The 11,771-nt window shown below is 53.4% G+C and carries 9 protein-coding genes; 3 read left to right on the top strand and 6 right to left on the bottom strand.

What is annotated here, in order from left to right:
• Positions 1-16 precede the first annotated feature (16 nt).
• The 6 genes from FDZ78_RS07940 to FDZ78_RS07915 all read right to left on the bottom strand — a co-directional run bounded on the left by FDZ78_RS07940 (position 17) and on the right by FDZ78_RS07915 (position 6,910).
• On the bottom strand, positions 17-1,213 hold the full coding sequence (locus FDZ78_RS07940; RefSeq protein ID WP_107032371.1) for an L-serine ammonia-lyase: 1,197 nt from the start codon (positions 1,211-1,213) through the stop codon (positions 17-19).
• A 44-nt stretch (positions 1,214-1,257) separates the two neighbouring features.
• Complete coding sequence (gene gpmI, locus FDZ78_RS07935; RefSeq protein ID WP_136408371.1) at positions 1,258-2,772, bottom strand: 2,3-bisphosphoglycerate-independent phosphoglycerate mutase; 1,515 nt, start codon at positions 2,770-2,772, stop codon at positions 1,258-1,260.
• A gap of 146 nt (positions 2,773-2,918) precedes the next feature.
• On the bottom strand, positions 2,919-3,809 hold the full coding sequence (locus tag FDZ78_RS07930; RefSeq protein WP_136408370.1) for a hypothetical protein: 891 nt from the start codon (positions 3,807-3,809) through the stop codon (positions 2,919-2,921).
• Complete coding sequence (locus FDZ78_RS14730) at positions 3,793-4,602, bottom strand: hypothetical protein (protein WP_205743436.1); 810 nt, start codon at positions 4,600-4,602, stop codon at positions 3,793-3,795. Before FDZ78_RS14730 ends, FDZ78_RS07930 begins: the two co-directional genes overlap by 17 nt.
• Before the next feature lie 45 nt (positions 4,603-4,647).
• Complete coding sequence (locus FDZ78_RS07920; RefSeq protein WP_107032374.1) at positions 4,648-5,463, bottom strand: Imm26 family immunity protein; 816 nt, start codon at positions 5,461-5,463, stop codon at positions 4,648-4,650.
• A 19-nt stretch (positions 5,464-5,482) separates the two neighbouring features.
• Positions 5,483-6,910: an ATP-binding cassette domain-containing protein gene (locus tag FDZ78_RS07915; protein WP_107032375.1), complete on the bottom strand. Its 1,428-nt coding sequence runs from the start codon at positions 6,908-6,910 to the stop codon at positions 5,483-5,485.
• A 332-nt stretch (positions 6,911-7,242) separates the two neighbouring features.
• On the opposite strand from FDZ78_RS07915, the gene FDZ78_RS14960 reads away from it, so the two are divergent.
• From FDZ78_RS14960 to FDZ78_RS07900, 3 genes are all read left to right on the top strand, one after another.
• Positions 7,243-7,683, top strand: coding sequence for a DUF1648 domain-containing protein (locus tag FDZ78_RS14960; protein WP_136408369.1), 441 nt, complete (start codon positions 7,243-7,245; stop codon positions 7,681-7,683).
• Between the two features lie 176 nt (positions 7,684-7,859).
• Positions 7,860-9,386 carry a peptide MFS transporter gene (locus tag FDZ78_RS07905; RefSeq protein WP_107031182.1) on the top strand — a complete coding sequence of 509 codons (1,527 nt, stop codon included), beginning with the start codon at positions 7,860-7,862 and terminating at the stop codon, positions 9,384-9,386.
• A gap of 85 nt (positions 9,387-9,471) precedes the next feature.
• On the top strand, positions 9,472-11,175 hold the full coding sequence (locus tag FDZ78_RS07900) for a peptide MFS transporter (RefSeq protein WP_136408368.1): 1,704 nt from the start codon (positions 9,472-9,474) through the stop codon (positions 11,173-11,175).
• The last annotated feature ends 596 nt before the right edge of the window (positions 11,176-11,771 follow it).

The following is an 11,771-nucleotide window of genomic DNA, read 5'->3' as shown; positions in this document are numbered from 1 at the left end:
CTGAATTTTTTTAAGACTATTTTATAGCGGCCAGGCCCCCTTGGGCGGTCTCTTTGTAGATCGACGGCAGGTCATGGCCCGTCTGCTTCATCACCTCGACAATGCGGTCGAAGCTGACCGAGTGGCGGCCGTCGGAGAAGGATGCGTAGAGGTTGCTGTCGAGCGCGCGGGCGGCGGCATAGGCGTTGCGCTCGATGCAGGGTATCTGCACCAGCCCGCACACCGGATCGCAGGTGAGTCCGAGGTGGTGTTCGAGTCCCATCTCGGCCGAATATTCGATCTGGGCGGGGGTTCCGCCGAAGAGCTGGCTGGCGGCTGCGGCGGCCATAGCGCAGGCCACTCCGACTTCGCCCTGACAGCCCACTTCGGCTCCTGAGACAGAGGCGTTGCACTTGACCACGCTCCCGAATAGTCCGGCGGTGGCAAGGGCGCGGAGTATGCGCTTGTCGCTGAAGCCTTTCGAGGTCGAGAGATGATAGAGGACAGCCGGGAGCACTCCGCATGACCCGCAGGTGGGTGCGGTGACGATCTTGCCGCCCGATGCGTTTTCCTCGCTGACGGCGAGGGCATAGGCGTAAACCAGGCCGCGGCTGCGCAGGCTGTCGTTGTGGCCTGAGGCGTGGAGATAGTAGCTGACGGCCTTGCGGCGCACTCCGAGGCCTCCGGGGAGCACCCCTTCGGCGTCGATGCCGCGCTCTACGGCCTCTTTCATCACCTGCCAGACCTCACGCAGATAGTCCCAGACGTCGCTGTCTTCATATTCGTCGACGTATTCCCAGAAGCTCTTGCCCGACTTGTCGGCCCAGTCCAGGATGTCGGAGATACGGCTCAGGGGATAGACGGTCTTTGCGTCGGGACGCTCCTCGCCCTCGTGGACAATGTCGCCGCCGCCGATCGAGTAGACCGTGTCGCGGCCCAGTTCGCTGCCGTCAGCGCCGAGGGCCACGAAAGTCATGCCGTTGGGGTGGAAGGGAAGGAACACCGAGGGTTCCCACAGGATTGTGGTCGGAGCTGTCTTCTGAAGCTCTCCGAGGATAGCCACATCTGTCATGTGGCCCTTTCCGGTGCCTGCGAGGGCACCGAAAAGGGTCACGTTAAAGGATGCGGCCTCCGGATAGCTGGCTCCGAACTCCTGCGCGGCTTTGAGCGGCCCCATAGTATGGGAACTGGAGGGGCCGTGGCCTATCTTGTAGAGTTGTTTTATGGATTCCATCTGTGAGGTCAAGTGGAGGGTGTGGTGGATGCCGGCTCGGCCTATCAGCCGATGAGGGCGTGGCCGGTCATCTCCTTAGGCTGTTCGAGGCCCATGATTTTCAGCATGGTGGGAGCCACGTCGGCGAGTTTGCCGTCGGCCACGGTAGCACCGGCGCGGTCGGTCACGTAGATGCAGGGCACGGGGTTGAGCGAGTGAGCTGTGTTGGGGGTGCCGTCGGCGTTGATGGCGTTGTCGGCGTTGCCGTGGTCAGCGATGATGATCACCTCGTAGCCGGCTTCCTTGGCGGCCTCAACGGTGTCTTTCACGCATTCGTCAACGGCCTTGACAGCCTTGCAGATGGCTTCGTAGACTCCGGTGTGGCCCACCATGTCGCCGTTGGCGTAGTTGACCACGATGAAGTCATATTTCTCTTCCCTGATTGCCTCCACGAGCTTGTCTTTCACCTCATAGGCGCTCATTTCGGGCTTGAGGTCGTAGGTTGCCACCTTGGGCGATGCCACGAGGATGCGCTCCTCGCCTTCGTAGGGCTGCTCGCGTCCGCCGTTGAAGAAGAATGTCACGTGGGCATACTTTTCGGTCTCGGCTATGTGGAGCTGCTTCTTGTCGAGGCTTGAGAGATATTCGCCGAGGGTGTTTTCAACGTTTTCTTTGGGGAAGAGGATGTGGACACCGGTGAAGGATGCGTCGTAGGGGGTCATGCAGTAGTACTGCAGGCCGGGTATCACCTTCATGTCGGCTTCGGGGATGTCGTGCTGTGTGAGGGCCACGGTGAGCTCCTTTGCGCGGTCGTTGCGGTAGTTGAAGAAGATCACAGCGTCGCCTTCCTTGATTGTTCCGTCGACAGCCGCGTTGTTGATGGGCTTGATGAATTCGTCGGTCACGTCCTCGTCATAGCTTTCCTGCACGGCCTTGGCCATGTCAGTCGCCTGCTTGCCCTCGCCTTTCACCAGAAGGTCATAGGCAACCTTGACGCGCTCCCAGCGCTTGTCGCGGTCCATAGCGTAGTAGCGGCCTATGATCGAGGCGATCTTGCCGGCCGACTTGGCGCAGTGGGCTTCGAGCTGCTCGATGAAGCCCTTGCCGCTGCGGGGGTCGGTGTCGCGGCCGTCCATGAAGCAGTGGATGTAGACCTTTTCGAGACCGTATTTAGCGGCTATGTCGCAGAGGGCATAGAGGTGGTCGAGCGAAGAGTGCACACCGCCGTCGCTGGTGAGGCCCATGAAGTGGATGGCCTTGCCGTTGTCGCGGGCATAGGAGAAGGCATCTACAATCTCAGGATTTTCGAGGATAGAGCCGTCGGCACATGCCTTGTTGATTTTCACGAGGTCCTGATAGACCACGCGGCCGGCGCCGATATTGAGGTGACCCACCTCCGAGTTGCCCATCTGTCCGTCAGGCAGACCGACGTTTTCGCCTGAAGCCTGAAGCTCGCTGTGGGGGTAGTTTTTTACGAGATAGTCCCAGTAGGGAGTAGGAGTAGAGAAAATAGCGTCGCTCTTGGAGTGATTGCCGATTCCCCATCCGTCGAGAATCATTAACAATGCTTTCTTTGCCATGATGTTATAGAAATTGTAAGATTATTGATTGCGGTATGCGGAGGGAGAGAGTAATAACTGTGCAAAATTACAGAATTCCATCCGAAAATCAAAAGATAAAATTCGTCACCGGCAATAGCAGCTGTCCCGTCCCCGCGCACGGACACCTATCGGCCGCATAGTCTGTCACGGAGTCCGCGCAAGAAACCGCCATTGCCGGCAGGGGCTGTTGAAGCCTGTTCACATTTATCCGAAACTGACTTAAATTTTTCTTTTCCGATAAATTCATGACTGTGCCACCCTATATCTCCAAACTTCCCGTCAAAAAGAGAGCAGCCATCCGCTATCGGCTTGTCAGGTGACAGGCACACTGTATTACCGTCAGGCTTTTCGATTACTTCACAGACAAGGTTATCTCCATGAAAATGGAAATAATACTGAAACTTCGTCAACGGGTCGATAAGGCTTGTATAACTGTCGACCCACGGCCATGCACGCCGTTTTACAATATCATCAATCAGGGGCATTTCAATCCGCTGTGTTATATAACCGGTCTTTATCAGTTCTACTGTCTTGGGCCACAGATAAACAGAGCCGTCAAAAGCATCACCGGCTATCCAGTCGCCAGGATTGACCGGACCGATATTCTCACGTGGTTCATCGCAACGCCAGACAAAGCATTCTTCATAGGGGTCCAGTCGGCTTAATTTATCTATCGACCATTCTCCTTCGTCGTCTCTTTTGTCGCCAAGCTCAACAAAACGGGCTAATGCCAGTCCGTCAAGACCGAGATCGGCACTTTCGCCAACCTTATACCATCCGCCTCCAAACTCACTTCCTGACACGACATCCGTATGTACATACAGCCCCACCTCTGATGAGATTACGTCCTCGATTCCGGGATTTTCACTTACCGCATAGCGGGTTTTGAAAATCCTGATCACCGGACAACCATCTTTCTCGCTGTCATCCGCAATATATTGGAAATAGCTCTTGTAGCCGTCACCATGTTCCTGGCAGAACACATCGCCTATTTTTATTTTAACTCTCTTTGCCATGATGTTTATCCCAGATAGTATTGAATTTTTCGCCTGTGACATTCCACGCACACCAGCTTATATCGCCAAAAGATCCCGCAAAAAGAGCGTAACCATCTTTTTCCGGATCGTTTTCGGATAAATTTATGAAATTTCCATCTGATGTCCGTATTACTTCCCTGCAGATTTTCTCTCCTTTGAAATGAAAATAATACCGGAGTCTCGCCATGCGGTCAAAGTAAGTCAGATAACTCTCCACCCACGGCCACGGTTTTTGTTTAACATATCTGTTTAAATAGAGATCTGCTGAAGTATATCCATATTTGATTCTTTCAACAATTCTGAACCATGACAAGACACTGCCATTTGTTGTCATCGGGCTTTCCGAGATTTCCGGAGTCATTTTTCCGATGGGAATCTGCGATTCGTTACAATGCCATACATAAAAATGTTCCAACGGATCAACGTCGTCAAATTTGTCTGTTTCCGGATTATAGACAGTTGAAGACTCGCCGACAAACCACGCTGAAGCCAGTTCATCAAGGCCCAAATCTTTGCTTTTGCCTACTTTATACCAATGATCGCCCACAAGCCCGATCCTAAGTACCGTATGGGCATAGAACGCCACTTCTGATTTAACCAGTTCATCCATGTCCGGCTGATAATCCATCGGATAGCGTCCAACAAAAGCCCGAATGACAGAACTATTCAACTGCGTCATATCGTTGGCGATATATTGGAAATAGCTCTTGTAGCCATCATCCAATTCAACGCAGAATATATCGCCGATTTTCGTAACTATTCGCTTTGCCATATTTTCAATGTTTCTTAAAAATATATGTCCATCGGACGGATGTCATTATCTGCTTTTATCTGATTTATTCCATACATCTTCAAACGCATCCTCGGTGATGAATTCTTTGTAGCGCCAGTTGATTTCGCCGAAATCTCCGGCATAAAGTGTGTGGCAGCCATCCACAGGATTTTCGCAGGACAATCGCGTTATATTGCCATCGCAGTCAACAATAACCTCTCTGACAGCACGGCTTCCGTGGAAATGAAAATAAGTCGTTTCACGGGTAAGAGGGTCGGCTTTCCGGACATAACTGTCAACCCACGGCCAAGGCTTGCGCTTGACTTCATCATAAAAAGTCATTGTCCATGTATAGTATCCATATCTGATACGGTCCACGATACACGTATAAGGCAAAACGCCGTCACACTCAATGATCGACTTCAAAAATTCAGGAATTTTCCCGATATCTTTTCTTTCACATCCGGCATAGCCAACATACCAATGTTCATATGGCTCCATATTTGCATCCAGTTCATTTGCTTTTTCATATCCAATGGTGGTATCCTCCTCCTGTGGAAGCCCAAACACAAAACTTTTAAGCTCTTCCTGTCCTATTTCTTTGGAATTTCCGATTTTATACCATGTATTCTCATCTATCCCGGCACGAAGATATGTAAGTGCATGAAAAGCAACCTCATCTTTGACAATTTCTTCTATTTTAGGCTCATATTCAACCGGATAATTAGTCTTAAAGGCTCTGATAACAGCACCTCCAAGATAATGACAGTCTTTAAGCATGTATTGGAAATAGCTCTTGTAGCCATTACCCAATTCAACGCAGAATATATCGCCGATTCTCGTAACTATTCGCTTTGCCATATTTTCAATGTTTTTATATCTACCTCTTGATCAGCGTTTTGATATGATTTACTCCGGAGGGGATTTCGTGGGGGTAGTGGCTGACGAAGATGAGTGAAGTGGAATTGCGCCCGGTCAGGAGGTCTGTCAGGCGGCGGATGCGCTGTTTGGCGGGAGCGTCGAGGCCGTGGAGCGGTTCGTCGAGTATCAGCAGTCGGGGCTGACGGATGAAGGCCCGCGCCAGCAACACCATGCGCTGTTCGCCTGAGGAGAGCCGATCGAAGGTCTGGTCTTTAAGATGACTGATGGCCATTAGCCGGAGCCAGGCGAGGGCTTCGCTGCGCTCACTGTCGGTGATCCGGGCATAGCGGTTGAGGGCCGAGCGCAGGCCCTGGGCCACTACATCGACCACCGAGAGGGGGCTGCGGAAGTAGAGCTGCATCTCCGGGCAGACGTAGCCTATGCGGTCTTTGATCTCCCAGATGCTTTCGCCGCTGCCGCGACGACGGTCAAAGAGGGTGATGCAGTTGGCGTAGGCCTGCGGGTGGTCTCCGCAAATCATGCTCAGCAGCAGCGATTTGCCACTGCCGTTGGGGCCTGTGAGCGCCCAGCGTTCGCCGCGCCTGACGGTCCAGTCAAGACCACTGATGATCCGGCGGTCACCGTAGCTCACATGGCCGTCGGTGATCGAGAAGGCCACTTCATAGTCATCGCCGTCAGCTTCCGGGCGGAGGGGTAGCTGCGAGGCGTCAATTTCCTCGCAGACAGGCGTCTGAGAGCGCAGGGCGTCAATCGCGGCACGGTCGGTGACGAGGGGCAGCAGAGTCCTTCCGGCCATCGGCAACACGGCTACGGCGTAGGCGGGAATGTCGGCCGGATCGCAGAGCAGCATCACCACGGAGGTGCCGCGCGCGGGGAGGGAGCGCAGGGCCGCATCGAGTTCGAGGCGGGAGGCGGAGTCGAGACCTATGTAGGGATTGTCGAGCACCAGCAGGTCGGGGCGCGAGCGCAGGGCGTTGACCACAAGCAGCTTGCGCAATTCGCCGCTCGACAGATAGTTGATGCGTTTGTCCATGACGTCGCGCAAGGCGAATGACTCGCAGAGGCGCAGCCATTCGCCGTCAGAGGCCAGCTGACCTACAAGCTCGGCGACAGTCGGCACGAAGTCATTGACTGTCGACTCCAGGCGCTGCTCGTGGCTGACCACGTCGATGCCGGTAAAGGAATGTATGTCAGTGAACGTCAGCATCCTGACCTTCATGTCGGGGCGGGCGAATTCGAGGCGGTTGCCATAGGCGTAGCGTCCTTTTTCCATCACAAGGCCGAGAGTCGACTTGCCGGCACCGTTCGGGCCGAGCACTACCGACACACCCTGAGGTATCTCCAAAAGTTCCGAATTGTCAAGCACAACACTGCCATATCCCAGCCGGGGGCTGCTGAAACGTATCAGAAAATCTGCATTATCCATCTTTGCATTATCATTAAGATCTTGTTAAAAGCGACCGTTGACATCTGCAAAAGTAAGAAATCGGCCCCAATATTCCTATCTTTTCCCATCAGGCAGTAAATCGAGGCTGGAAATATTCATTGTATAGGCTATTGTTTCTTTTGTTGAAGTTCGCTAATTTCAGGCGTTTCCAGATACATAGTTTTTCGCTCACAAACACACATTTGTCATAAGAATAAGCTTGTGTAATTTTTAAGCTTAAAGATAAAAAACTATCGATTTGTTATGATATTAATGAATTTTGAGCTAATTTTAGATCAAACAAATCTATATTATGTCAAATCTCAAAATAAATGAATAAATTTATCCGGATATTTAACATCACATTAATATTAATCCAATTAGGGATCAGTTGCTATCTGATAACTCAATACGATTTGATTCCGATTCATTGGGATATAAGTGGAGCTATTGATTCATATGGCAGTCCTTCAGTCAGTCTGATAATACCATTATTATCTCTTATAACGTGGGGTATGATTTTTTTTGTCAAGAATCACCCAGACTGGTGGAATGTCCGAAATGAGATAAAAAAATCGGCCGCCGGAATTTCAATCATCAGACAGATGTTTGATTGCATGACCGCATGGAGCATGATTTTGATGACATTCCTGATGTATAGCATATTACGTGGTAAGTTATTTATGATCGGTTTGATGTTCATATTTGCATTATTGGCATGCATCATTGTTTTCTTTATAAAAAGAATCAACTGTCCGGATAAGGAGTCATAGTAAGATTTTGTGTGATTTTGGCCCGTCACCGCAGCATTTTTCTACCGGAATATTATAAATTATGATTATTTTGCTTATTTTTGCGGAAACTCTGCGCCGGAACCCGGTTTAGAGTTTTCTAAAAACAGCTTCTTAACCCCCTGAATCAATACCCAAATCAAACTAATCAATCCGTTATGTTCAAAGACCAACCCAAAGGCCTTATTCCTGCTGCACTCAGCAACATGGGCGAGCGATTCGGCTACTACATCATGAATGCCGTCTTAGTCCTCTTCCTCTGTTCGAAATTCGGACTCTCGGAGGAGACCAGCGCGCTTGTCTACTCGTTCTTTTACGCCGGCATCTATCTGCTCAGTCTTGTGGGCGGTGCCATTGCCGACCGCACCCAGAACTACAAGGGGACCATCATCAACGGTCTCATTATCATGACCCTCGGTTATGTGATTCTCTCGATTCCTATCCTCTCCACTTCCGACAACATCTCATGGCTGCTGCCGATGACCTGTTTCGCCCTCTTCCTCATAGCCTTCGGCAACGGTCTTTTCAAGGGCAACCTCCAGGCCATCGTGGGTCAGCTCTATGACAATCCCAAATATGCTTCGAAGCGCGACTCCGGCTTCCAAATATTCTATGTGTTCATCAACGTGGGCGGCCTGGTAGCTCCCTTCGTGGCCCCGATGCTCCGCAGCTGGTGGCTCGGCGTGCACTCGCTGGCCTACAACGCCAAGCTCCCGGCCCTCTGCCATGAGTATCTGAGCGTGACCGACTCAATGAGCACCGAGAACCTCAACAACCTCTATGCCCTCATCACCGAGACCGGAGGCAACGCCGCAGGTGACATCCAGGCCTTCTGCGCACAGTATCTCGATGTGTTCAACACCGGTATCCACTACTCGTTCATCGCCTCTGTCTGCGCCATGCTCCTCTCGCTCCTGATCTTTGTGAGCGTCAAGAAAAACCTCCCCACCCCCGGCAAGAAAGCCAAGGCCGAGGGAGTGCGCATCTCCGACGAGGAACGCCGCGCAATGGCCAAGGAGATCAAGCAGCGCATGACCGCCCTCTTCGCAGTGCTCGGAGTGGTGATCTTCTTCTGGTTCTCATTCCACCAGAACGGCACATCGCTGTCGCTCTTCGCCCGCGACTTTGTCGACACCTCATCCATCGCGCCTGAGATCTGGCAGGCAGCCAATCCCTTCTTCGTGATCATACTCACCCCGCTTGTAATGCTCATGTTCAGCGCCCTGAGCCGCGCCGGCATCGAGATCTCCACTCCGCGCAAGATCGCCATCGGTATGGGTCTGGCGGGCATGGCCTTCCTCTTCCTAGCCCTCTATTCATATTTCGAAGCCTATCCCTCAGGCATCGAGTTCCGCGAACTCCCCAACGCGATAGCTGCCACAATGAAGGCCGGTCCGTGGGTGCTTCTCCTGCTCTACTTCTTCCTGACCGTGGCCGAGCTCTTCATCTCGCCCTTAGGCCTCTCGTTTGTGTCGAAAGTGGCTCCCGCCCACATGCAGGGTCTCTGCCAGGGTCTCTGGCTCGGCGCTACCGCCCTCGGCAATCTTCTGCTCTGGATCGGCCCGCTGATGTATAACAACTGGCCGCTGTGGATCTGCTGGAGCGTCTTCCTCGCAGTCTGCATCATCTCGATGGGCGTCATGTTCGGCATGGTAAACTGGCTCGAACGTGTCACCAAAGCATAAATAACTGATGCTCGATAATAACTGAATTCTCACCCCGGAGAGGACCCCTCACAGCGGTCCTCTCCGATATTTTGCAAAAATCGCCATGTTCAAAAACCAACCGGCAGGCCTCTATGTGCTCGCGCTCGCCAACACCGGCGAACGTTTCGGCTACTACACCATGCTTGCCATCTTCCTGCTCTTCCTGCAGGCCAAATTCGGCCTTGACTCCACCGTGTCGGGCCAGATCTACGCGGGCTTCCTCGCCCTTGTCTATTTCATGCCTCTGATAGGCGGCTGGGTGGCTGACAAATGGAGCTTCTCCAAGTGTGTGGTCACAGGTCTGGCCGTCATGTTTGCCGGCTATATGGTCATGGCCATCCCGACTGACATCCGCAGCACCACCTCGCTCGTGATACTCTGCGCCGCACTCGTGCTCATAGCCTGCGGCACAGGCCTTTTCAAGGGCAATCTCCAGGTGATGGTGGGCGATCTCTACAACGAAGCCCGCTACAGCGGACAGCGCGACGCGGCATTCTCGCTCTTCTACATGGCTATCAACATCGGCTCGATGTTTGCTCCGATGGCGGCCACAGCCATGTGTAACCTCGCCATGAAGGCGCAAGGCCTGACCTATGCCGCATCGCTGCCCGCTATATGCAACGCCTATCTCGACGGTACAGAAAACGGTGCAGAACTCATAACCACCGCGGCCGACCACGGCATGAACGCCGGGACCGACCTCGCGGCTTTTGCCACAAACTATATCTCGACCCTCTCGGCGGGCTACAGCTATGCTTTTGCCATTGCCTGCGGCTCGCTCATAGTCAGCTTCCTGATCTATTTCCTCGGACGCCGCACCTATGCCCATATCCTCACCGACAAGAAGCAGCCCGGAGCGGCAAAGGCTGTGGCTGAAAGCGGTCCGGAACTCACTCCGACGCAGACCAAGCAGCGAGTGGTGGCACTGCTGCTCGTCTTCGCAGTGGTGATCTTCTTCTGGATGGTGTTCCACCAGAACGGCGCTACGCTGACGGAATTCGCCAAGAGCTGCACCTCGCCCGAAGCCGGAGGCTGGACCCGCATCGGATTCAATGTGTGGGCTCTTCTGAGCATCGCCGTAGGTGTCTATGCAGCCTTCAATCTCTTCCAGTCGAAGGGCACTCTCAGCCGCGTGATCTCGGTGGCCATCATCGGCCTGGTGGGCTGGGCGCTCTGGTATTTCTATTCTGTGACACCCGATCCGCTCACCGGCATCCAGCCGCAGGAGTATCAGCAGTTCAATCCATTCTATGTAGTGGCTCTCACCCCCTTCTCGCTTGCCTTCTTCGGCTGGCTGGCCAAGCGCAAGAGCGAGCCTTCGGCTCCCCGCAAGATCGGCTACGGCATGATCATGGCCGCCGTGGCCTACGGCGTGATGCTCGTCGGTTCGCTGGCCATCACCGGCACCTCGGCGTCAGTGTCGCCCAACTGGCTTATTTCCACTTATCTGCTGCTGACTTTTGCTGAGCTTCTGCTTTCGCCGATGGGCATCAGTTTTGTCAGCAAGGTGGCTCCTCCGAAACTCAAAGGCTCGATGATGGGCGGTTGGTTCGCGGCTACGGCTGTGGGCAACTATCTGGTGTCGATCCCGATGCTCCTCTGGGGCAAGATTTCGACGGCGATGCTCTGGGGTATCCTTGTGACCATCTGTCTTGTTTCGGCCGCTTTCATCTTCTCTATCATGAAGAAGCTCGAAGCCGCGACTTCCGATTCTCCTGCGCCGACTGATGCCGACCTGCTCGAAACCGTTGAAGACGAGGCGATCTGATCACGGGGCCGTCCGGAGACCCATATTGGCGAACGCATACCCACGATGGGGCCGTCCGGAACGGTAAATCGGTGTCCTCGTCCGGACACCTCATTTACGTGAATATATTTTACCCCCGACACCTGCGCGCTCTGCGCTGCGGTGTCGGGGGCTACTATTAAATCGGTGTCCTGACGGACACCCGCTACCCGCAAGACCATCAGGGGGACACATCGGCGGACAACATCCGCCTGCGGGGGCGTCCGGAGGACGCAGATTTACTCGTAGCCCGTGACACCGCAGCGCAGAGCGCAAAGGTGTCACGGGTTAGCTATTCATCTTGCATTGGGTGTCCGGTCGAGGACACCGATTTACGGTTCCGGATGGGATGCGGGCGGGAATGTCAAGACTGAGCGGAAGGGGGGCAAGGGGTTTTAACATGCCTTTTGACCTTTTAGCGGAGTTTGTGATCCGCAACGAATGCCAATCGGGGATTTTTTTGTAATTTTGTAGGCACGAAAAGGATGACGCTGCGATATTCAGAATTGCTTTTCACGATTATTAACGCGATGTGTGCTTCCAAGTGACATGTCGATGTCCGAAAAGATAAGTGTAGC

Origin of the sequence: Duncaniella sp. B8 (genome assembly GCF_005304985.1) — a bacterium.
Classification (GTDB): Bacteria; Bacteroidota; Bacteroidia; order Bacteroidales; family Muribaculaceae; genus Duncaniella; species Duncaniella muris.
Note: the sequence above shows the minus strand (reverse complement) of the source record. Positions and strands in the feature narration are given on the sequence as shown.

What these genes read in the sequence shown, in the direction of transcription:
- FDZ78_RS07940 (WP_107032371.1), bottom strand. Translation starts at nt 1,213, where the DNA reads ATGGAATCCATAAAACAACTCTACAAGATAGGCCACGGCCCCTCCAGT.
- FDZ78_RS14730 (WP_205743436.1), bottom strand. Translation starts at nt 4,602, where the DNA reads ATGGCAAAGCGAATAGTTACGAAAATCGGCGATATATTCTGCGTTGAA.
- FDZ78_RS07930 (WP_136408370.1), bottom strand. Translation starts at nt 3,809, where the DNA reads ATGGCAAAGAGAGTTAAAATAAAAATAGGCGATGTGTTCTGCCAGGAA.
- FDZ78_RS07900 (WP_136408368.1), top strand. Translation starts at nt 9,472, where the DNA reads ATGTTCAAAAACCAACCGGCAGGCCTCTATGTGCTCGCGCTCGCCAAC.
- FDZ78_RS07920 (WP_107032374.1), bottom strand. Translation starts at nt 5,463, where the DNA reads ATGGCAAAGCGAATAGTTACGAGAATCGGCGATATATTCTGCGTTGAA.
- FDZ78_RS07915 (WP_107032375.1), bottom strand. Translation starts at nt 6,910, where the DNA reads ATGGATAATGCAGATTTTCTGATACGTTTCAGCAGCCCCCGGCTGGGA.
- gpmI (WP_136408371.1), bottom strand. Translation starts at nt 2,772, where the DNA reads ATGGCAAAGAAAGCATTGTTAATGATTCTCGACGGATGGGGAATCGGC.
- FDZ78_RS07905 (WP_107031182.1), top strand. Translation starts at nt 7,860, where the DNA reads ATGTTCAAAGACCAACCCAAAGGCCTTATTCCTGCTGCACTCAGCAAC.
- FDZ78_RS14960 (WP_136408369.1), top strand. Translation starts at nt 7,243, where the DNA reads ATGAATAAATTTATCCGGATATTTAACATCACATTAATATTAATCCAA.